At 71.4% G+C, this 21109-nt stretch carries 16 protein-coding genes, 1 pseudogene and 1 CRISPR repeat array; of the genes and pseudogenes, 5 read left to right on the forward strand and 12 right to left on the reverse strand.

Annotation, left to right across the window (positions count from 1 at the left end):
- Positions 1-90: 90 nt before the first annotated feature.
- Positions 91-522, reverse strand: a complete 432-nt coding sequence (locus tag ACIHCL_RS03030) for an Lrp/AsnC family transcriptional regulator (protein ID WP_399857119.1) — start codon at positions 520-522, stop codon at positions 91-93.
- Between the two features lie 96 nt (positions 523-618).
- On the opposite strand from ACIHCL_RS03030, the pseudogene ACIHCL_RS03035 reads away from it, so the two are divergent.
- A pseudogene (locus ACIHCL_RS03035) lies at positions 619-1236 on the forward strand (nitrate/nitrite transporter); the annotation flags it as partial.
- Between the two features lie 165 nt (positions 1237-1401).
- On the forward strand, positions 1402-2886 hold the full coding sequence (locus ACIHCL_RS03040; RefSeq protein WP_399856322.1) for an acyl-CoA synthetase: 1485 nt from the start codon (positions 1402-1404) through the stop codon (positions 2884-2886).
- A gap of 78 nt (positions 2887-2964) precedes the next feature.
- Here ACIHCL_RS03040 and ACIHCL_RS03045 read toward each other — a convergent pair whose 3' ends face one another.
- A complete protein-coding gene (locus ACIHCL_RS03045; protein ID WP_399856325.1) occupies positions 2965-4251 on the reverse strand; it encodes an MFS transporter in 1287 nt (428 codons plus the stop codon).
- Positions 4252-4269: 18 nt separating this feature from the next.
- Entirely contained in the window at positions 4270-6201 is a 1932-nt protein-coding gene (locus ACIHCL_RS03050; protein ID WP_399857121.1) for an ABC transporter ATP-binding protein, read from the reverse strand.
- 603 nt (positions 6202-6804) lie between these two features.
- Here ACIHCL_RS03050 and ACIHCL_RS03055 point away from each other — a divergent pair.
- Positions 6805-7233: a DUF6153 family protein gene (locus ACIHCL_RS03055; RefSeq protein ID WP_399856327.1), complete on the forward strand. Its 429-nt coding sequence runs from the start codon at positions 6805-6807 to the stop codon at positions 7231-7233.
- A gap of 90 nt (positions 7234-7323) precedes the next feature.
- The gene (locus ACIHCL_RS03060; RefSeq protein ID WP_399856331.1) at positions 7324-8994 is read left to right on the forward strand and encodes a multicopper oxidase family protein; all 1671 of its coding nucleotides are present in this window, start codon (positions 7324-7326) and stop codon (positions 8992-8994) included.
- A 90-nt stretch (positions 8995-9084) separates the two neighbouring features.
- On the opposite strand, the gene ACIHCL_RS03065 is transcribed toward ACIHCL_RS03060, so the two are convergent.
- The 3 genes from ACIHCL_RS03065 to ACIHCL_RS03075 form a co-directional block, all read right to left on the reverse strand.
- Positions 9085-9930, reverse strand: coding sequence for a M56 family metallopeptidase (locus tag ACIHCL_RS03065; RefSeq protein WP_399856333.1), 846 nt, complete (start codon positions 9928-9930; stop codon positions 9085-9087).
- A gap of 57 nt (positions 9931-9987) precedes the next feature.
- Positions 9988-10356, reverse strand: coding sequence for a BlaI/MecI/CopY family transcriptional regulator (locus ACIHCL_RS03070; protein ID WP_399856335.1), 369 nt, complete (start codon positions 10354-10356; stop codon positions 9988-9990).
- 373 nt (positions 10357-10729) lie between these two features.
- Positions 10730-11770 carry an NlpC/P60 family protein gene (locus ACIHCL_RS03075; protein WP_399856337.1) on the reverse strand — a complete coding sequence of 347 codons (1041 nt, stop codon included), beginning with the start codon at positions 11768-11770 and terminating at the stop codon, positions 10730-10732.
- A 623-nt stretch (positions 11771-12393) separates the two neighbouring features.
- Between ACIHCL_RS03075 and ACIHCL_RS03080 the strand changes: the two genes are divergently transcribed.
- Positions 12394-14649, forward strand: a complete 2256-nt coding sequence (locus ACIHCL_RS03080; RefSeq protein WP_399856339.1) for a SpoIIE family protein phosphatase — start codon at positions 12394-12396, stop codon at positions 14647-14649.
- Positions 14650-14923: 274 nt separating this feature from the next.
- On the opposite strand, the gene ACIHCL_RS03085 is transcribed toward ACIHCL_RS03080, so the two are convergent.
- From ACIHCL_RS03085 to cas7e, 6 genes are all read right to left on the reverse strand, one after another.
- Positions 14924-15490, reverse strand: coding sequence for an NUDIX domain-containing protein (locus tag ACIHCL_RS03085; protein WP_399856341.1), 567 nt, complete (start codon positions 15488-15490; stop codon positions 14924-14926).
- A gap of 323 nt (positions 15491-15813) precedes the next feature.
- A CRISPR array of direct repeats spans positions 15814-17062; the repeat unit is 28 nt; unit sequence GGACCATCCCCGCGGGCGCGGGGTCGAC.
- Positions 17063-17080: 18 nt separating this feature from the next.
- The gene (gene cas2e, locus ACIHCL_RS03090; RefSeq protein ID WP_399856343.1) at positions 17081-17389 is read right to left on the reverse strand and encodes a type I-E CRISPR-associated endoribonuclease Cas2e; all 309 of its coding nucleotides are present in this window, start codon (positions 17387-17389) and stop codon (positions 17081-17083) included.
- A complete protein-coding gene (gene cas1e, locus ACIHCL_RS03095) occupies positions 17386-18393 on the reverse strand; it encodes a type I-E CRISPR-associated endonuclease Cas1e (protein ID WP_399856345.1) in 1008 nt (335 codons plus the stop codon). The genes cas2e and cas1e overlap by 4 nt, the downstream gene beginning before the upstream one ends.
- Before the next feature lie 6 nt (positions 18394-18399).
- Positions 18400-19152, reverse strand: a complete 753-nt coding sequence (gene cas6e, locus ACIHCL_RS03100; protein WP_399857123.1) for a type I-E CRISPR-associated protein Cas6/Cse3/CasE — start codon at positions 19150-19152, stop codon at positions 18400-18402.
- 5 nt (positions 19153-19157) lie between these two features.
- Positions 19158-19955 carry a type I-E CRISPR-associated protein Cas5/CasD gene (gene cas5e / locus ACIHCL_RS03105; RefSeq protein ID WP_399856347.1) on the reverse strand — a complete coding sequence of 266 codons (798 nt, stop codon included), beginning with the start codon at positions 19953-19955 and terminating at the stop codon, positions 19158-19160.
- Positions 19952-21106 (reverse strand): type I-E CRISPR-associated protein Cas7/Cse4/CasC, encoded by a 1155-nt coding sequence (cas7e, locus tag ACIHCL_RS03110; protein ID WP_399856350.1) that lies wholly within the window; start codon positions 21104-21106, stop codon positions 19952-19954. Before cas7e ends, cas5e begins: the two co-directional genes overlap by 4 nt.
- Between the last annotated feature and the right edge of the window lie 3 nt (positions 21107-21109).

Here is a 21109-nt window from a genome sequence, read left to right on the forward strand (position 1 = left end):
GCCGTCGTCGCAGGGGCGCGACCGTCGCGGGGGCGCCGCCGCGCGCGATCCGGCTCCGGGACGGGCGGGCGCCGGCTCCGGACGCGGCCGTCACCGGGAGGGCGCCGCCCTGAGCGCGATCCGGGTGTTGGAGTGCGCGACGCCGGCCTCCCGCTTGAGCCTGCGCAGCAGTCCGTCCAGGGCGGCGGTGTCGGCGACGGTGGCGCGGACCAGGTAGTCGTGGCCGCCGGTCACGTGCACCACCTCGGTGATGCCGGGAAGGGCGAGCACGGCGCGTTCGAACGTCTCGTTCGCCGTGTCGATCCGCAGGGTCACGTCGATGAAGACGACAAGGCCCGTTCGGGTATCGGCGGCCGGATCGATGATCACGGTGAAACCGCGGATCACACCGTCGCGCCGCAGTCGACGGACCCGGTCCGCGGCGGCGTTGGCGCTGAGCCCGATCCGTGCGCCCAGATCGCGATACGAGATCCGGGCGTCCTCCTGGAGGATGCCGAGGATCTCCCTGTCCAGACGGTCCATACGGCAATTGTCCCAAGATCTGTCGCGATTGAGCCGCTACAGGGCGTTTCGGGGGATTCATCACCGCCACGCCCGGACCACTGCCGGACGCCACGCCCGGACCGGCAGGTGCCGACCGCCTCCCTGACCCGCCGACTGGGGGCGGCGGCGCGATTGCGGGTCACCTGGGAACTGTCGGCGCTGTACGCGATCGGCTTCGGCGGCATCGTCGCGTTCGGGGTCTACCTCCCCACGTACCTGAAGACCTGGTACGGCCTCACACCCACCGACGCCGGCACGAAGGCCGCCGGGTTCGCCCTGGTCACGGTGGTCTTCCGGCCCATCGGCGGCTGGCTCTCGGACCGCGTCCACCCGGCCCTGGTCACGGCGGGGGCGCTCGGTCCGGCCGCGTTGGCGGCGATCCTCCAGTCGTTCGACCCGGTGCTGATCCCGGTCGGCACGACCGCGCTGCTGGTCATGGCGGCGGGCCTGGGCCTGGCGAGCGGCAGCGTCTTCGCGCTCGTCGCGCAGGTGACCCCGCAGGCGAGGGTGGGCAGCGTGACCGGGATCGTCGGTGCGACCGGGGGCCTGGGCGGTTTCGTGCCGCCCCTGGTGATGGGGGCGGTCTACACGGCGAAGGGGTCGTACTCGATCGGCTTCATGCTGCTGTCGGACCTGGCACTGGCGGGATGCGTGTACGCGTACGGTCGCATGCGGAACGTGCGACCGGGGTGAGGACCGCTCCCGGAGACCCCGGGGGCTCCCCGGGCCCATGGGAACGCTCCCTAGGGAGCGCTCCTCCAGCCCTCGACGGGCGACGGGGCGGCGCCCGAACCTTCCGGCGGCCGGCGAGGCGCGAAGCCCGCCACGGATCGCGGGGCAGCCCTTAGGGTCGGGCAGATGACGCCTCTTCTGCCGCTGCCCGCCGACGCCTCCGTACGCGAGGCCGTCCGGTTCGGCACGCATTCACTGACGTACGAACGGCTGGTCGCCGCCTCGGACAGGCTCGCCGCACGGCTCACCGGCGCCGGACAGGTCGCCGTCTGGGCCACGCCCACCGTGGAGACCGTGGTCGCGGTCGTGGCGGCGCTGCGGGCCGGGGTGCCCGCGGTGCCGCTCAACCCGAGGACGGGGACGCGCGAACTCGCGCACATCATGGCCGACAGCAAGCCCGGCGTGGTGCTGGCCGGGGCGGACGACGTGCTCCCGCCCGCGCTGGACGGGCCGACCCGTATCGACGTCGGCGCGGACCCCGGCGCCGGCGAGGAGCCCGGCGGTACGGGCGACGGCGGTGCCAACCCGTTCCCGGAGCCGCCTTCCGAGTCCCCCGCGCTGATCGTCTACACCTCCGGCACCACGGGCCCGCCCAAGGGCGCGGTCCTGCCCCGGCGGGCGATCGCCGCGTCGCTGGACGCGCTGGCGGACGCCTGGCGGTGGACCGGCGAGGACGTGCTCGTCCATGCCCTGCCGCTGTTCCATGTGCACGGGCTGATCCTGGGTGTGCTCGGGCCGCTGCGCCGGGGAGGGGAGGTGCGCCACCTGGGCCGGTTCACCACCGACGGGGTGGCCCGGGAGCTGTCGTCCGGCGGCACGATGCTCTTCGGCGTGCCGACGATGTACCACCGGCTGGCCGAGGCCCTGGACGGTTCCGGCCCCGCGGCGGCCGGGCTGGCGAAGGCGCTGGCCGGGGCCCGGCTGCTGGTGTCCGGTTCGGCGGCGCTGCCGGTCCACGACCACGAGCGGATCGCGGCGGCGACCGGCCGCCGGGTGGTCGAGCGCTACGGCATGACGGAGACCCTGATGAACACCGGGGTCCGGGCCGACGGCGAACCGCGCCCCGGCACGGTCGGCACGCCCCTGGCCGGTGTCGAGCTGCGCCTGGCCGACGAGGACGGCACCATCCTCACGGGCGGCGGTCCGGACACCATCGGCGAGATCCAGGTGCGCGGCCCGAACCTCTTCACCGGCTACCTCAACCGCCCCGACGCCACGGCCGCCGCGTTCACCGCCGATGGCTGGTTCCGCACCGGCGACATGGCCACCCGGGACGCCGACGGCTATGTGCGGATCGTCGGCCGCAAGGCCACCGACCTGATCAAGAGCGGCGGCTACAAGATCGGCGCGGGCGAGATCGAGAACGCCCTCCTCGACCACCCCGGCGTCCGCGAGGCCGCCGTCACCGGGGAGCCGGACCCGGACCTGGGCGAGCGGATCGTCGCGTGGGTGGTGCCGTCCGATCCCGCCGCTCCTCCGGCACAGGGCGAGCTCGCGGACCATGTCGCCGCCCAGCTGGCCCCGCACAAGCGCCCGCGCCTGGTCCGCTACCTGGACGCGCTGCCCCGCAATGATCTGGGCAAGATCATGAAGCGGTCGCTGCGCCCCTGACCGGCCGCCGGCGGGGGCTTGGGGCGCGGCCCCCGCACGGGCCAGCCGCGGGGGTCGGGCGCCCGGTGCCGGGCCTGGTCACGGCTGCGGGTCCTTCGCGTCGTACCGGGCGAATCCGCGCCACCGCAGCCCCAGCAGCGACACGGCCAGGACACAGGCGAGCCCACCCCCGGTCACCGCCACAGCGGGGGAGGCCAGGTCGGAGACGGAACCGGCGAGGAAGTCGCCCAGCCGCGGCCCGCCCGCCACGACCACGATGAACACGCCCTGCAGCCGTCCGCGCATCTCGTCCGGCACCGCTGCCTGGAGCATGGTGTTCCGGAAGACCATCGAGGTGGTGTCCGCGCACCCGGCGAGCACCAGGAAGAGCAGCCCGAGCCAGAGCTGACGGGTCAACCCGAACAGCGCGATGGCGGTGCCCCAGGAGGCGACGGCGAGGAGCACGGCGAGGCCGTGGCGGCGTACGCGCCCCAGCCACCCCGAGAACACCCCGCCGAGCAGCGCCCCCAGCGCCGGGGCCGCGACCAGCAGACCGGTGGTCTTCGCGTCGCCGCCGAACCAGACCACGGCGACGACGGGGAACAGCGCCCGGGGGTGGGCCAGCACCATGGCGCACAGATCGGTGAGGAACGTCATCCGCAGATTGGGCCTGGCCCCCAGGAACCGCAGCCCGTCCGCGACGGACGCCCTGCCCGCGCCCGGCCCCTCCTTCCGTTCCGGCCGCATCGAGGGCAGCCGCCACATCGCGTACAACGAGGCGGTGAAGGTGACGACGTCCACGCTGTACGCGGCCCGGTAGCCCCACCAGCCGACGAGGAGCCCGCCGAGCATCGGCCCCACGAGGGTGCCGGTGGTGCTGGTGATGGAGTTGAGCGCGTTGGCCGCGGGCAGCTGCTCGGCCGGCAGCAGACGGGCGATCATCGAGCTGCGGGCCGGTGCGTTGACCGCGAAACAGGCCGCCTGCAACGCGACGATCGCGTACAGCAGCCCCACCTGCTCCACGTCGGCCAGGGCGGCGGCGAGCAGCACGACGGAGAGCACGAAGGAACCCACCGCACTGGCCAGCCCCAGCTTGCGCCGGTCGAAGGTGTCGGCGACGGCCCCTCCGTACAGGCCGAAGACGACCAGCGGCAGGAACGAGCAGAAGCCGATGAGCCCGACCGAGAAGGCGGACCCGGTGATGTCGTAGACCTGGAGCGACACGGCGAGCGCCGTCATCCCCTGCCCGATCCAGGAGACCGTGTTGCCGAACCAGAGCCGCCGGTAGTCGGGAGAGGTGCGCAGGGGGGTGAGGTCGGCGAGTATGCGGCGACGGCGGGCGGGGCCGTCGTCCGCCACCTCGTCCTTCGGGGCTGTTTCGGTCACAGCGGATGGTATCGACCGTCATGCACCGGCCGGTCCGGGTCCCTCCTCACGGGGACGTGCGTGGTGCCGGAAGAGCGTGGTGTAGAGCCCGTCGTGGTGGAGGAGCTGGGCGTGGGTGCCCGATTCGATCAGGCGCCCCTCGTCGAGGACCAGGATGCGGTCGGCGTCGGGGGCGAGGGTGAGGTCATGGGTGATGACGAGGGTGGTTCGGCCGTGGGCGAGGCGCTTGAGGGGGGTGATGATGCGTCGTGCGGCCAGGGTGTCGAGGCCGGTGGTGGGTTCGTCGAGGAGGAGGACGGGGGCGTCGCGGAGCATGGCGCGGGCGATGGCGATGCGCTGGAGCTGGCCGCCGGAGAGGCGGGAGGTGCCGGGGGAGATGACGGTGCCGTAGCCGTCGGGCAGGGCCCGGATGAACCGGTCGGCGTCGGCGGCGTGTGCGGCGGCGACGATGTCGGCGCGGCGGGGCTCGCCGTCGAGCCCGCAGGCGATGTTCCTCTCGATGGTGTCGTGCAGGACGAGTGTTTCCTGGGGCAACAGGGTGATGTTGGCACGCAGATGGGCCAGGGGCATGCGGTCGGCGGGGACGCCGTCGAGGCGGACGGTGCCGGTGTCGGGGTCGTAGAACCGCAGGAGCAGCGCGGCGAGCGTCGATTTGCCCGCGCCGCTGGGGCCGGTGATGACGACGAGTTCGCCGGGGCTCGCGGTGAACGAGAGGTCCCGCAGTACGGGTTGGTCGACGCCCGGGTAGCGGAACCAGACCCCGCGCACCGTCAACTCGCCGCGGGCCCGGCCCGGGGACACGGCGGGCGGGACTCGGTCGGGATCGGGGTCGGTGACGGTGGGCGGGGTGTCGAGGATCTCCAGCAGGCGCTCGGCTCCGGCGGTCGCGGCGGTGGCGGTCAGGCCGAGCTGGCCCAGGGAGCGGATGGGCGGGTAGAGGTAGCCGATGAACGCGGCGAACGCCAGGAGCTGTCCGAGCGTCATCCGCCCCTGGGAGATCTCCCACGCCCCGAGGCCGATGATCGTCAGGACGCACAACGTCTCCAGGACCTCGACGAGTTGTTCGTAGAACTCGGTCAGCCGCACCGCCCGCACCGCCGTCCTCAACCGGACGCGGGCCCTGCCGAGCAGCCGTTCCTCCTCGTCGCGCTGCCTGTTGTACGCCTGGGTCAGGACGACGTTGACCAGGGTCTCCTCGACCACCGCGGTGATGGCCCCGTCCGCTGCCCGCCCGCGCCGCGACACCGCGCGCAGCGGCCCGGCGAACCGGCGGGTGGTGAACCAGAACAGCGGGACCATGAAAAAGGTGGCCAGGGCCAGGTCCCAGCGCAGCCACAGCGCCGCCGCCGCGTAGAAGACGGTGCTGAACAGGGCCGAGGCCGCCTGCACGATCCCGGACACCACCAGCGCCTCGATCGCCTCCACGTCGCCCGTCAGCCGTTCTACCAGGTCACCGCGCCGGTTGGCCTGGTAGAAGTGGGGCGGCAGCGTCTGCAGATGGCCGAAGACCCGTGCCCGCAGGCGCAGTACGAAGCGCTCCGCGGCCCAAGCCGCCAGTGAGTTGCCCAGATATCCCGTCACGGCTCCCACGATCGCGACCGCCAGCCACAGCCCCGCCGGCCGCCAGAACGCGGCGACCGAACCCTGCCCCAGGGCCGTGTCGGTCAGCTCCGCGAACAGCAGCACCGTCACCGTCTCCGCGACGGCGGACAGCACGGCGCACACGAAAACGAGTACGAACCACCCGCGATCCCCCCGCGTCAACGGCCAAAAACGCCGGAACGCCAGCCAGATGCCGACCGGGTCGGTGCGGACCGGTACGTCCGACACCCCGTCGGCGTCCGCGAAACCGGCCTCGCGCCCGGAGAGGCCGTCACCGAGGGAGGGTCCGTCATGGGGGGAAGGGCCTTCGTCGGGCACCGAACGGCCCGCGGAACCACGCAGCAGCATGAGCGTCACGTCGCACGAACACTGGGGCTATGGACCGACTCCATAGACACGGACCCAAAAACGGGAGGCCGACCCGCGCCAGTGCGCGAGCCCGCCTCGAATCGGGGATGGATCAGGGAACCGGGTCAGTAACCCCACCAGCGTCCGCGGTGGCGCCTGCCGTAGTCACCGTATCCGCGTCCGCGACCGCGTCCACGGCCCCGTCCGCGCCCATGACCGCGTCCGCGGTCCCTGTCCCTGTGGTCGAAGATGTTCGAGACCTTCATCTTCGCCTCCTTCGGAGGACTTGTGGCGCCGCTCCTTGCTTCTGCAGCGGCACTACCGACACTACGACGCCCCCTTGCGACCAACAACTCATAGCGGGCTTCATTCGACCAATGGCACTAAATGCCGCACGCTGCCGGAACGTTGCCCCGGGTGACGCCTCATGCCCTCCCCCGGCCGGTGCGCCGACGGGCTTTCAGCCGCCCCCAACCGCGCCGGGTCGCCCTCCGCCCCGTCCTGCGCACCCCGCGCCGGCACCCCGCGCCGACTCGATACCCCCTCCCCCTACCATGGAGTGCGTTCGGCCCTCCCCGTGCCGGACGGGGAACGGAGACCGACGTGGCAGTGTGCCGGAAGCCCGCGACGTGGCTGAGCCGGTGCCTGCTCGCCGTCGCGCTGCTCTTCGGCATCGTGCTGATGCACGCGCTCGGCCATCCGGAGGAACACGCGGTCCCGAAGCTCTCCGGCGGCCACATCACGACCTCGTCCCACGCCTCCGCCACACCGGCGCATCAGCCGGTCGTCGCCGAGCCCCACCACACGACGGATCCCTCGCCCGCTCACGGAGCGGGGGCCACCACCGCCGTGTGCCTCGCCGTGCTCGGCGCGGGCGTCGGTGCCCTCCTGGTCGCGCGCGCCGCCCTCGGGCGGCCCGTCCGCACCGCCGGGCCGCCGGTGACGCAGTGGTTCGCGTACGCGCTCCGCGCGATCCCGCCGCCCGAGCCGCCCGGCTCCCTCCTGAGCCGTCTGTCGCTGTTGCGCATATAGGAAGCCCGGCCGCTCCCCCGCGAGCGGAACCGCCTTCCTCAGTCCTTCACGCGTCTTCTCGCGACGACCATCTCAAGAGGTTCCACAGTCATGACCGGAATCACCCGTCGTACCGTCCTCGGCACCGGACTCGCCGTCGCCGGTAGCGGCCTGCTGACCGCCTGCTCGGATGCGACGAGCGGCATGGACCACTCCTCCGGCGGGGGCGCCGCCCCGTCGGCATCCGACTACCTCGCCCCCGACGGCAAGGAGGTCGCGGCGGCCGAGGCCCGCCGCCCGCACGGCCCCGAGCGGAAGGTGAGGCTCACCGCCGTCGAGACCCGGCTGGACCTCGGCGGCGGACGCACGGTCCGCTCCTGGGCGTACGGGGACGACCTCCCCGGCAAGGAGGTCAGGGTCACCGCGGGCGACACCCTCGCGCTCACCCTCGCCAACAACCTGCCCCAGGCCACGAGCGTCCACTGGCACGGGCTCGCCCTCCGCAACGACATGGACGGAGTGCCGGGCGTCACCCAGCGCGCCATCGCGGCCGGCTCCTCCTTCGACTACCGCTTCGCCGTCCCCCACCCCGGCACGTACTGGTTCCACCCCCACTCCGGCGTCCAGCAGGACCGCGGTCTGTACGCCCCGCTCATCGTCGAGGACCCCAGGGAGCCCCTGAAGTACGACAGGGAGTGGGTGATCGTCCTCGACGACTGGGTCGACGGGGTCGACGGTTCCACCCCTGACGCCGTGCTCGCCGAGCTCTCCCAGGGCATGGGCGGCATGGACCACGGGGGCTCCGGAGGCATGGGCCACGACGGTTCCGGAGGGATGGAGCACGGCGGCTCGGACGGCATGGAGGGCCACGACATGTCGAACATGTCGATGGCATCGGGCACGTCGGTGAGGACCGCGAACGCGAGGCGGGCGCCGTCCCCCGCGCCGTCCGGCCCGTCCCGGATGCTGATGGGGGCGAGCAGCGATCTGCTGGGCGACGACGCCGGGGACGTCGGCTACCCGCACTACCTGATCAACGGGCGCACACCGGATTCCCCCTCGACCTTCACGGCGAAGCCGGGCGACCGGATCAGGCTCCGGATCATCAACGCCGGCGGCGACACCGCGTTCCGGGTCGCGCTCGGCGGACACAGGCTCACCGTCACGCACGCCGACGGCTTCCCCGTCCAGCACACGCGGGCCGACGCGCTGCTCCTGGGCATGGGCGAACGTATCGACGCCCTCGTCACCGCCCGGGACGGCGCGTTCCCCCTCACCGCCCTCGCCGAGGGCAAGAACAGCACCGCCCTCGCGGTCCTGCGCACCGGCGGCGGCGCCGCGCCCGCCGCCTCCGTACGCCCCGAGGAGCTGAAACGCCGCGTCCTGCACGGAGGTCAGCTGACGGCGGACGCATCCGTGCGGCTGGGGACGGAACGCCCGGACCGGACGATCGAGTTCCGGCTCACCGGCTCGATGGCGAAGTACGACTGGGCCGTCAACGGCAGGAAGTACGACCCCGCGCAGCGCTACCCGGTCCGCTCCGGCGAGCGCGTCCGCCTCTCGTTCGTGAACGCCACGACGATGTGGCACCCCATGCATCTGCACGGTCACACCTTCGCGCTCGCCGACGGCGGCGCGCGCAAGGACACCTCGATCGTGCTGCCGGGCCGGCGGCTCGCCGTCGACTTCGACGCCGACAACCCCGGGCTGTGGATGGTCCACTGCCACAACGTGTACCACGCCGAGTCCGGGATGATGACCGTCCTCGGCTACCTGAAGTAACCGCTGCCGGGGGCCGACCCACCGCAGGGCGGGTGTGTCCCGGCCGGGTTTCCCCGGCCGGGACGCACCCGGTCGTCACAGCGGGGCGGATCAGACACCGGGAGGGCAGGCGACCAGCAGTGGCAGCAGCGGGGCGGTGAGCGCGGCCGACGCCACCGAGCCCCGGAAAACCGGATGCGGGACCCGGCGCGGGCCCAGGATGCGCCTCATCCGGAGCAGAGCCGTCGCCCCGCCCGCACCGAACGCGCCCTCGGGCGCCCGGCCGGCGGCCATCTCGTACATCGCGGTCGCGAGCACTTCGTGGGAATGCCTCCGCAGGGCCCGGTCGTCCGCGGCCATCTCCAGCAGTACCGCCATCTCCTGACGGGCGCGGCGTGCCAGCGGCACCCAGGGGAAGACGGCGGCGAACGCCTCCGTGACCGCGAGCAGCAGATGGTGGCGTCCGGCGACATGGGCCCGCTCGTGCTCCAGGACCGCATCGAGCTGGTCCTGGGTGAGCAGGCGTACGGCCGCGTCGCTCACGACGATGCGCGGGCGGAGTCCCGGCAGGCAGTACGCGCCCGGGGTGGGGTGCGGGAGCACGGTGGCGCGCAGGCGGTCGCAGCGCGTCCCCACCTTGTCGAGCCGGTCGCGGTGGCGTGCCCGGACGAGACCCGTGCGGGCGAGGTGGAGGACGAACGCACCGACGAAGGCGGTGACGACGGCGAGGGGCATCGCCAGGGCCAGCCGGTCCGCCACGGTGGGGTTCGGATGGGGCGTGCCCGTGCCGAGACCACAGGCGTGGAGCAGCCCCATGAGTCCGGCGTGGAGGTGTTCGGTGGGCGTCGCGAGCTGGGAGGCGGCGAGCGCCGCCGAAAGGGTGAAGGACACCGTCAGGGCGAGCCACACGGCCGCGGCCAGCACGGGTGCCCGGTGCGGCCAGGTGCTGCGCGTCATCAGATGGGGCGGCGACGCCCACGACGGCCGCGTACCCGAGGAGGGCCGGGGCCGTGTTCACCGTTGCGCCCGTCGCCCGACGTCGAGCAGGGCCTGGCGGAGTGCCGCGATCTCGTCGTCGTCGAGGTTCTCCACGAACCGGGCGAGGGCGGCGGGCCGGTCCTCACTGGCTTCCAGGCCGTCCTCCATGAGCGCGGCGGAGTACGCCTCCCGGGTGGCGGTGGCCCGGTAGAGCCAGACCCGTCCGTCACGGTCGCGGGCGAGGTGGCCCTTGTGGAAGAGGATGGTGGTCACCGTGGTCACGGTGGTGTAGGCGACGCTCCGGTGGAGGTTGATGTCGTCGACGACCTCGCGCACGGTGGCGGGGCGGTTCCATCTCCAGAAGCGGTCCATGATCTCCGCTTCAAGCTCCCCCAGCCGACGCATGGGCCGTGTCCTTTCCGCCGATCCCGTGGTCCCTCGCATGCGGTTTCATAGTAGGCGTGGGTGGCGGGCGCCTCATGGGTGCCGCCCCTGCCGCGTCGTCGGGCCGGTGCCGGACCGGAGCGGGCCCGAACCGGGGCGAGCCGGTGCCGGATCGGAATCGGACCGGGGCGGGTCGATCCGGTGCCGGACAGGACTCGGACCGGGGCGGGGCAGACGGTCGGTGGTCGCGCCCCGGCCCGGCAGGCGGTCCGGCGAGGGGCCCGCCCTGGGCGAGGGGCCCGTCCTGGGCGTCGACGCGGGACAGCGACGCACGCCGGACCGCGCACGGCGAGCACCGCCCGGGGCCGGCCCCCTCCGTGCGCGTGTGCGAGGGTCAGCTGACGCGGACGCCCCACATGAAGGGCATACCGCTGCGGGCGATGGATTCGTAACGCACCTGCGCGCCCGGCTTGGGAGAATGCAGAATCTGCCCGTTGCCCGCGTAGAAGCCGACATGACTCAGGTCGGTGCGCATGATGATCAGATCGCCGGGCTTGAGGGCGCCCAGGGAATTGATGCGCGTCCCGATGTTCGCCTGTGCCTGCGAGGTCCGGGGTATGGTCACGCCGGCCTGACGGAACGCCCAAGACGTGAGACCGGAACAGTCGAAGGAACTCGGCCCGCTCGCGCCCCAGACGTACGGCATACCGACCCGGCTCTTGGCCGCGTCGAAGGCGGACCCGGTGCGCCCTGTGGCGCTCACCTCGTTCCCGAGGTCGGCCCGCGCACCCGCCCGGTTCGCCCGGTCCTCCTTCTCGGCGATCCGTGCCCGCTCCTTCGCCGACAGGGTGTTGAGGAGCCGTTGCGCCTCGCGCAGTTTGCCCTGGATCTCGTTCTTCCGGGTGCCCAGCCCCTTCTGCACGGCAGCGAGTTCGCCCAGCTTCTCGGACGCCTCCCCGCGCTGCTGCTGGAGCGCCCGCTGCTGGGAGAGGAACTGCTGGAGGGCGGTGGCCTGCCGGTCACCGAGCCGGCTGAGGGCGGACGCCTTGTCCAGGTAGGTGTCGGGGTCGTCGGACAGGAAGAGCTGAACCGCGGGGTCGAGTCCGCCCGAACGGTACTGACCGGCGGCGACCGCGCCGATCCCGTCCCGGATTCTGTTGAGCTCGGCCTGTTTGCGGGCGGCGGTCTCCCGAAGGGCCGCCACCTGCTTCTTGAGCTCGTCGGCCTTCTCCTTCGCCCCGTTGTACTTCTCGGTGGCCTGGGTCGCCTCCTCGTAGAGACGGTCCACCTGTGCCTCCACGCCCTTCTTCCTGGGGTCGGGCAGCGGGTCGGCGGAGGCCGCCTGGGACGAGAGGGCCACGGCCGCCGCGGCGGTGGCGGTGAGGACACCGGTACGGCACGACCCGGCCTGCTTCGGGCGGCGGTGCGAGGCCACTGCGGGGCTCCTTCTCCCTCGGCCGCCGACAGGAGCTGGGCACACAGCGGAGTACGGCGGCGCCTTCGCCGCCGCCCCGAATGGGCGACCGGCTACACGAAGGCGTGCGAATTCTAATCTCCTTAGATACTAAGTCTCAATGAGTTCGCTCAGGGAGCCCGGACACGAGGTTCCAGGGCCCGAGGAGGCCCGGAAGCCGGCCACCGGGTCCGGGCCGTACCCCGGGCCGTGACGAGCTTGCGAACGGCCACGGCCCCTGCGGCCACGACGCTCCTCGTGGTCGATGAGGTGGGGTGTGTCCCCTGCGAGGCCGGGGCCTCCACCTGCTCTGCCGGCTGACCTCGGACACACCACTACCGGAGGGCCGAGGCCCACGGCCCCGGCCGCCCCGACGGCGACACCACAGCAGAACTGCGGTCCGGCGTCCCCGGCGGAGTTTGCCGCCGCGACCGCCGGGCGTACTTTGAAGTGAGGCGAAGGAACTCCCCGATGAGAACGACCGGCCCCTGTGGAAGCCACGAGGACGCACGCGAGACCTGCGGGAGCCCTGGCGGCCCCGGGCGAAGATCCTGAGCCACAGCTCCAAGCGGGGTGCGTATTCGCACAGCGGGCGCGGAGGGACCATGGCCGAGTTCCATAGGACGGACACCTCAGCGAGCCCCGCCATGGTGCTGTGTGACCCCGCGCGGCTGGCCGCGGTGGACGCCGTCCGCGCGGTCGACGAGCTGGCCGGGGAAGCCTTCGCCCGGTCCACAAGCCTGGCTGCCCGGCTACTGGACACCAGCATGGCGCTGATCAGCCTGGCCGGGGCGCACCGGCAGTTCATCCGGAGCGGGACCGGCACAGCCGTACCGCGGCACGGAGAGCAGGAGCGACTCGATTGGGGCTTCTGCTCCGAGGTGGTGGCGTCGGGCCGGCCGCTGGTCATCGATGACGTCCGGGACGACTCCCGGCGCCGGGCCAACATCGCGATCGCCGCCACCGGCATGCGCGCATACCTGGGTGTACCGCTGCTCCTGGAGGAGCTGCCGATCGGCGTGCTGTGCGTCATCGACACCACGCCACGGCCGTGGAACGCGGAACAGAAGCACGCGCTGGAGCAACTGAGCGCCTCGGTGATGAGCGAGACCCGGTTGCGGCTGGACGCAGCAGAACGCGATCGACTCTATGCGCAGACCGCAGCCGCCGCGGTGGTCGAGCGCAGACGGTCCCAGCAGTTGCAGGACCTGGCCCGGGCCAGTCTGCGGATCAATACCGCGCCGTCATTGGACTACGCCCTCCAGACGGTCACCGAGGAGGCCAGAGCGCTGGTGGGCGCGCACCAGTCGATCACCAGCATGACCATGAACCTCCACTGGGCCCAAGCGATCAACGCGGTATCCCTGTCGGACAAGTACGCCGAATACCGCTCCTTCGACGCGCCCCCGGTCGGAGAAGGGGTCTATGTCCTGGTGTGCAGGGAAAACCGGCCGATGCGGATGACCCAGGACCAACTGGAAGCCCATCCGGCCTGGCGGGGCTTCGGCCCCTACGCCAAGGAGCATCCGCCGCTGCGCGGCTGGCTGGCCGTCCCGCTCATCACCTCCGACGGTCGCAACCTGGGTCTGATCCAGCTCTCGGACAAGGAGGACGGCGGCGAATTCACGGCCGACGACGAGGCGATCCTCGTCCAGCTCGCCCAGCTGGCCTCTGCGAGCATCGAGAAAGCCGCTGTGCTGGAGAGCCAGTACGAGATCGCTCGCACCCTGCAAAGCAGTCTGCTGCCGCAACAACTGCCCGAGCATTCGGCGGTGTCGGCCGCCTCCCGATATCTGCCCGCGACGCCCCGCGCCGGGGTGGGCGGCGACTGGTTCGACGTGATCGGGCTGTCCGGCGCCCGGGTCGCGCTGGTGGTCGGGGACGTGGTCGGACACGGTATCCACGCCGCCGCCACCATGGGCAGGCTGCGTACGGCCGTACGTACCCTCGCCGATGTCGATCCCACCCCCGAGGAGCTGCTCACCCGATTGGACGACCTGGTGAGCCGACTGTCCGCGGAATCGGGCGCCGACGACGCTACCGCCCTGGTACACGGAGGTGACGCCGCCCTCGGAACCACCTGCCTGTACGCGGTGTACGACCCGGTGGCCGGACGTTGCGCCCTGGCCTGTGCCGGCCATCCGGCGCCCATCATGGTGACCCCGGACGGCAGCGCCGGTTTCCTCGACCTGCCCGTCGGGCCGCCGCTCGGTGTCGGGGGCGTGCCGTTCGAGTCGGCGGAGGTGGAGGTGCCGGAGGGCAGTCTGCTCGCCTTCTACACCGACGGCCTGGTCGAGTCCAGGAAGCAGGACCTGAACGCGGGGCTGGAAGAACTGCGCCGGGCGCTGACCGAACCGTGCGACTCACTCGAAACGTTGTGCGATGACGCGCTCAGAGCGCTGCTGTCCGAGCCCCCGGCCGACGACGCGGCACTGCTGCTGGTGCGGCCGCATCGCCTGGACAAGGCGCGGGTCGCCACCTGGGACATCGCCGCGGAACCGGCCGAAGTCGCCCGGGCCCGCGCCCGGATCGCCCAGAGGCTGGCGGCGTGGGGTCTCGATGAGATCGGATTTGTGACCGAGCTGGTGGTGAGTGAGCTGATCACCAACGCCATCCGATACGGCCTGCCTCCCCTCCAGCTGCGGCTGATCTACGACCGGACGGTCATCTGCGAGGTCTCCGACACCAGTAGCACTGCCCCGCATCTGCGCCGGGCCGCCGTCTTCGACGAGGGCGGACGCGGCCTGATGCTGGTCGCCCAGCTCAGCCAGCGCTGGGGCACCCGCCACGCCCGTCAAGGCAAGACCATCTGGTGCGAGCAGGCCCTGCCCGCGGCGGGCCCGCTGCCCGACCAGCCGTAGCGCTGCCTGTCGCCCCCGATCGTCCCCCGGTCGCTCCCGGCAGCCGGCCTCCGGTCCTCGTGTCCGGTTCCTCATGATGGCTTCACACCAGGTCTGCCGGATTCACACCAGGTCTGCCGGACACCAGCTCTGCCGACGCCCGGTCCTTCACAGGTCGAGGCCGTCATCACCCGGCGGTGTGGTTGCGCCGGTATCCGTCGCGCCGAGGCCAAAGGACAGACGCAGCCAGCCGGTGACCGCGGCCCGCGCCGACGGTCGCGAGGTGGCGTGGAGGTCAGACGTGCCGGGCCCCTCCGTCATCGCCACAGTGCGAACCCGTCTGGTGGAGGTACAGAAGATAGGAGGCCAGGCTCGCGCTGTCGACGAAACGTCCTTCCTGGATCATGCGCGTCAGTTCGGCGTCGGTGACGTGCCGGTGGACCATGTCCCGTTCGGTCTTCTCACGGTTCGGCTCACCGGCGTGCAAGCCCTCTGCGACGAACACCTGAGTGCCCTGGTTGGTCATCCCGTGCGCCGTATCGAGACGCCCCAGCCACTCAAGTCGGTCGGCGGACAACCCGGTCTCTTCGGCGAGCTCCGCGCGCGCCAGATCATCGGCCGTACCGGAGACTCCAGAGGGCCACGATCCTTGTGGGAAAGACCACCTCCGGGCACGGACGGGGTATCTGAACTCCTCGATCAGCCAGAATCCGGTGTCGGTCCGCGGAATGATGAGGGCGAAGTCGGGCTTGTCCACGTAGCCGTAGATCCCTTCGTGCCCGGAGGGATGCACAACCTGGTCTTCGAGCACGGTCATCCACGGGTTGGAGTAGGCCGTGGTGCTGGAGAGCGTTCTGATCACGCGGTCATTCCTCCGTCAACAACGATTGTGCGGCCGGCGACGTCGAGGGCGGCGGAGCCCTCCGCGAGAAGTCCGACGGCGGCCGCGACCGCCCGGCGGGACGGGAACCGACCCGTGGGATCCGGCCGCGCGTGCGTTCCTCGGTCTCTGTCACAGGAACGGCCCCACGGTCCGCCTGTCACCGGAAGTCCTCCGCGATCACGTCGCTGACCACGATCCCATAACACCGGTGGCCGGACGCGTCGCGGTCGGACTCGGGGAGCAGGCCCCGGGTGGCGGGCCGCGACCCTGCTCACGGCCCACCACAGCGAGGCCGATCGGTCCGGACCATCCCCGCGGGCGCAGGGTCGGCTGTCGGTGTATTCGCGCGACGGTTTCGGCGGTCGGACCATCCCCGCGGGCGCGGGGTCGACGGTGGGGCCGGTGCTCTCTCACCCCCGGACGTGGGACCATCCCCGCGGGCGCGGGGTCGACACGGCCCCCGTCGGCACCGCGTGCGAACTCCGCGGACCATCCCCGCGGGCGCGGGGTCGACCCGTCCGCACAGCGCTCACGGCCCAGTGGAGCCGGACCATCCCCGCGGGCGCGGGGTCGACCTGACGCGGGAGGTACGGGTACGGCCCTTGCGCGGACCATCCCCGCGGGCGCGGGGTCGACTAGCCAAAGCCGATCTACAGCCCGGCGACCTGCGGACCATCCCCGCGGGCGCGGGGTCGACATCACCAAGTTCACGCCCGAGATGCCTTTGATCGGACCATCCCCGCGGGCGCGGGGTCGACTTGAGGAGGGTGTCGCCGATCTTCTCCAGCGTCGGACCATCCCCGCGGGCGCGGGGTCGACTAGGCCGGGAGGTCATCGCCGGGCACGTCGTAGGGACCATCCCCGCGGGCGCGGGGTCGACCGCACCGCGCCGGAGTTGATCGGGAATGCCGCCGGACCATCCCCGCGGGCGCGGGGTCGACGCCCCGATCATCGTCGTTGGCATCATCGCCTCCGGACCATCCCCGCGGGCGCGGGGTCGACGCCATTACCAGGGAGCAACCGTGACGACGACGAGGACCATCCCCGCGGGCGCGGGGTCGACGGCAAGGTAGTCGGCACGGAGCCGCCCAATAGCGGACCATCCCCGCGGGCACGGGGTCGACACCTCGGCCGCGCGGACCTGCTCCCGCACTGCCGGACCATCCCCGCGGGCGCGGGGTCGACGACTCGATCCGACGGAACCCCTCCAGGGCCGTCGGACCATCCCCGCGGGCGCGGGGTCGACTCGATGGTGCTGTGGAAGTTGGACAACTGGGCCGGACCATCCCCGCGGGCGCGGGGTCGACTGCACGCGGACGCCCGGCCGGAACCCGTCCGGGGGACCATCCCCGCGGGCGCGGGGTCGACATGCGGCGGCCCTTCAATAGGCCGTGCACGTGCGGACCATCCCCGCGGGCGCGGGGTCGACGCGGCGGCTTCACCGAGTCGGGCAACGATGGACGGACCATCCCCGCGGGCGCGGGGTCGACAGCTGGCGGGCGCGCTCGGCGTCCTCCATCGCCGGACCATCCCCGCGGGCGCGGGGTCGACACTTGTTGAGCTGGGGCTTTATCGAGCGGGAGGGCTGTTTTCGTTTAGTTGCTTTTTGGGGCGGGCCGAGAGGATCAGTCCGTCAAGGTCGACGGGCTGCCAGCGGTCGCGGCCCGCGGTGCGGACGGCCCAGCCCTGTTCGTTGGCGGCGGGTTCGATGAGGATGGCCTGGCCGTCACCGATGCGGGTGGCCAAGAGCTCCCAGAGGCGGTCACGGACGCGACGGCTGGGGTTGCCGACGAATACGCCGGCGCTGGCCTCGACCATCCAGCGGGTGAGGTGCCCGCGGAGGCCTTCTGGGGCGGCGATGAGGATGATGACGGTCATGACGTGGCTTCGGGGTCGTCGATTTCGGGCCCGATAACGGCGATGTGACTGTCGGTCATCCCGTGTGCCGACAGGTCAGCGTGGTGGGCGTAGTTGGTGCCGCCCGGAACGGAGCCCAGGTGCTCGTCCCACAGGAGGTTGGCTTCGGAGTCGTCGAAGTCCGTTCCTTCAGGAGTGAGCAGGTTTTTGACGTCGGTGACGATGCGGCTGAGGAGTTTGTCGCGGGCGATGAGGTCGCGGAGCCCGAGCCGTGCGTCGCGTTCTTCCGTGAGGCCTTGTGCGGCGAGGTCGAAGGCGAGCGGGATAGTGTATTCCGCCTTGTACAGGTCGGCGATGTCCAGGACGAAGGATGTGGCTTTACCGGTGTGGACGAAGCCGAGTCCTGGGCTGGCGCCGAGTCCGACGATGACGGCGTGGCAGATGCCGTAGAGCGCGGCGTTGGCAGCGGACAGAAGGCGGTTGAGGTCGTCGCCTGCTGCGAATGCGTCCCCGGCTTTGTAGACGCGGCCGTTCCAGGGGACTCCGGTGCGGTCCGCCTGGGCGCGGTAGTACTTGCGAATGCGTGTCCCTTCGCGGCCGCGGAGTTGCTGCATGGTGAGGGTGGAGACGTCCTCGCCGGGGAAACGCATGCTGTACATGGCACGGGCAACGGCAAGGCGTTCCTTGGGGCGGGTGACAAGCCAGGCCTGACGGTGGAGAAGGCCGGCACCCCGGCTGGGGCCGAGGCCAGCTGCGTACATGCGGACGCCTTGTTCGCCGACCCAGCACACGGTGGTGCCGGAGTCCGCAAGCAGACGGATGGCGCCGTGAGTGGCGCGAGTGCCGGGCCCGAGGAGCATGACGGCCACCATGGCCGCGGGTACCCGGACGGTTTGCTGCTTGTTGATGATGACGACGGCGTTCTCGTCGCGGTCCAGATGGCTTCGCTCGACGTAGACGCTGGAGACACGGTCGACAAGGCGGTGCAGGTCCTGGGGGTCGGCCTTCCACCAGATATCGGACACGGCTGTTCATTCCCTTTCGGGGAGCGGGGCGAGGGTGAGCAGTCCGCATCCGTAAGCCTTGGAAGGGCCGATGCCGGCGAGGAGGCGCTCGGTGAGGAGGGCGGGCTCGGTGACGCGCAGGCGCCCTTCGAAGGTCACGGAGTTCATGACGACGTGGGCTTCCTTCGCGGTGCCGGGCCCTTTACCGAAGGAGTGGCGTTGGCGGGCTGTGATGCGGATGTCGCGAGGTGGTTCGTCGTCCGTGTCATGGGTTCCGTCCAGGTGAGGGGCGACGGGTACGTCGAAACCCCAGCGTGCGGTGCGGGTGAGGAACCAATTGAGCTGGGCTGCGGCGGTACGGTGGCCGATGCGGAAGCCGCGCCGGTAACCCGCTTCGATGCGTTCCTGTTGACGCGTGGTGGGTTTGTCGGGCCGGTTGGTGTTCTGGACGGGGTTGGCGGTGAGACGGAAGGCGAAGCTGCGGCCTGGTGCCAGTTGTTGCAGGAGCGGGGCGTAGTCGCGCACCGCGTAGTGCTCACCGTCGGCGCCGGGCCATCCTGCCTGTTCGACCAGGTGGGTCCAGTCCGGTTTGTCGGTGGTGAGGACGAACAGTTGGGGGCGGTAGGGGTTGTCCGGGTCGAGCCGCCACAGGGTGCGTTCCTGGTCGGGCAGGCCGGGCAGGCCTCCTTGGACTGCGGCGTGCATGGCGCGCGGGCTGGCGAGGAGTTTGCGGCTTTCGACTCGCAGCGGGTTGATGCGGATACGCGAGAGATAGGGCATATCGGTCACCAGCCGAGAAGGGCGAAGGGGTCGTGGCCGCCGGCGGTCCGAGGCCGTGCGGGGTCGGGTGTGAGGCCGGTGGGGGCTTCGAGGTAGGTGTGCCGGGTACGGCGGGTGGTAAAGGTCCGGCTCGTGGGGGCGAAGGACAGGGGGACGTCGTCGCGGACTTCGTCTCCTGCCGGGTCGTCGAGAGTGGCGGGAAGGTCGATGTGCGCGGCATCGCCGTTCTCGCGCCCCCACCGCTTGCGTACCGCGCGGGCGGCCTGCCAGGGCTCCGCACGCAGAACATCCTCAAGCGATCCGGTGCGCTGCCCCAAGACCAGGGGCTGAGCGGGTACGCAGGATCGACGGCCGAGAGCAAGGGGGAAGGCAGGGTGACGTACGGCGTGTTCGAGGGTGGCGATGAGCTCTTGGGGACCTTCCACGGCTGTGAGGAAGACGGCGTCCTGGAGGTAGAAGCGCTGGGTGATGTGTGTGTGTTTAGCGGGTGAGGTGGGTTTCTGCACACCCTTAGCGGTCACAGCGGCGGAAAGGAGCGGCTGGCCTCGGTAGTCGCTGACAGTGTGGTAGTCACGCAGGATGCTGCCGGGCTGATCGATGCGGATACCGAGCCCGAGCCCGGCGAGGTCGTCCAGGGCTGCGTGACGGGGGCGTCCGGCAGCGGCGGCGAGGAGTCCCACGACTCCGGATTTTGTGGGTTCGGGCCGGGTTTCACGGCGGTTGAAGGTGCTGCGGTCGCCCCACGACTGGAGCGGGGCGGCGAGTCGCAGCAAGAGGACGGAGGTGTGGTCGGGGGGTGTCACGCCTCTTCCCCCAGGGCGGTGGTGATGCGGGTGCGCAGGGTGGTGCGCAGGTCGGCAAAGGTGACGGGTTCACCGAAGGCTTGAGTGAGGGTTTCGGCGGTGTCCTTGGTGCGGGGTTCGCGGGTGGTGAAGGTGTAGCTGGCCGCTCCGTAGAGGGGGGTGTCACCCCATACCTGTGTGGCGGTGATGTGCTCCTCGGCGAGGCGACGGGCGGAGTTCGCCTGGATGCCGGCTTCCGTCGCGACGGGCTCTTCGAAGGCGGAGACCAGGTTGACGGGCTGGTCGGTGCGCACGACGACCGCGACGAGGCTGGGCCGGGTGCGATGGGCGAAGGAGTTCTGGTAGCCGGTGGGGGCGGACAGAGCGAAGCTGTCGACGAACCGGTCGAGGGCGTCGAGGGCGGCTTCGGTGTCACCGCCCAGGTTGTCGGCGAGCTGGGCGAACCCGACGGTGGCGTAGCGGTAGAGGGTGGCGGAGTTGAAGCCGATGGTGCCGATCATCCCGGCACCGGTCTCGTCCTGTTCGTTCTGGTCGTCGACGGCGGTGAAGTAGTCGAACTCGAGCTGCGTCTCGTGGGTGGAGATCGCGTGGGCCACCTGTACGGCGGCGTCGACATTGAGCTTGGGAATGTCGGCGACCATGCGGCCGAACAGGGCCACGCCCACGGGGTGTCCGGTCCTGAAGCTCTCTGCGACGGGCAGTTCCTTGGCTGCTTCGGTCAGGGCCTTCTCGTCCAGTGCTGCGAGGTCGGCGGCGCGGTCCGTCACGAGGGCGGCCACGGCGTCGAGCTGAGCGTTGCCGTAGAAGAGAAGGTAGGCGGTGTCGCTGGCCTTCTTGCCCTGGCTCAGGCCGAGCTGGGCGAGCAGGGCGGTGGCGACCCGGTCGGCGTCGTCGCGGTCCAGGCTGGCGTTCCGCGAGATCCGGGTGGCCAGTTCATGAGTGATGCGCTTGGTACGGGTGGCGCGGTCGGGCTCGGGAGCCTGGGCGTCGAAGTGCTGGCGGGACGCCCGCTTCCACGCCTGGGAGGATACGCGGGAGCGGCGGACACCTCCGTAGATGGCTTCCTTGGGGTTGCCCTGGTCGTCTCGGTTGAGGTTGGCGGGCGGAACGGTCTGAATGACGTGCACGTCGATGTAGAGGCACTGGGTCATCGG

Origin of the sequence: Streptomyces sp. NPDC052042, assembly GCF_044548345.1 — a bacterium.
Taxonomy (GTDB): domain Bacteria; phylum Actinomycetota; class Actinomycetes; order Streptomycetales; family Streptomycetaceae; genus Streptomyces.

Coding starts and splice junctions, on each gene's coding strand:
- cas7e (WP_399856350.1), bottom strand. CDS start 21,106: ATGACCCAGTGCCTCTACATCGACGTGCACGTCATTCAGACCGTTCCG.
- ACIHCL_RS03050 (WP_399857121.1), bottom strand. CDS start 6,201: ATGCTGCTGCGTGGTTCCGCGGGCCGTTCGGTGCCCGACGAAGGCCCT.
- ACIHCL_RS03040 (WP_399856322.1), top strand. CDS start 1,402: ATGACGCCTCTTCTGCCGCTGCCCGCCGACGCCTCCGTACGCGAGGCC.
- cas2e (WP_399856343.1), bottom strand. CDS start 17,389: ATGACCGTCATCATCCTCATCGCCGCCCCAGAAGGCCTCCGCGGGCAC.
- ACIHCL_RS03060 (WP_399856331.1), top strand. CDS start 7,324: ATGACCGGAATCACCCGTCGTACCGTCCTCGGCACCGGACTCGCCGTC.
- ACIHCL_RS03065 (WP_399856333.1), bottom strand. CDS start 9,930: ATGACGCGCAGCACCTGGCCGCACCGGGCACCCGTGCTGGCCGCGGCC.
- ACIHCL_RS03070 (WP_399856335.1), bottom strand. CDS start 10,356: ATGCGTCGGCTGGGGGAGCTTGAAGCGGAGATCATGGACCGCTTCTGG.
- ACIHCL_RS03030 (WP_399857119.1), bottom strand. CDS start 522: ATGGACCGTCTGGACAGGGAGATCCTCGGCATCCTCCAGGAGGACGCC.
- cas6e (WP_399857123.1), bottom strand. CDS start 19,152: ATGCCCTATCTCTCGCGTATCCGCATCAACCCGCTGCGAGTCGAAAGC.
- ACIHCL_RS03080 (WP_399856339.1), top strand. CDS start 12,394: ATGGCCGAGTTCCATAGGACGGACACCTCAGCGAGCCCCGCCATGGTG.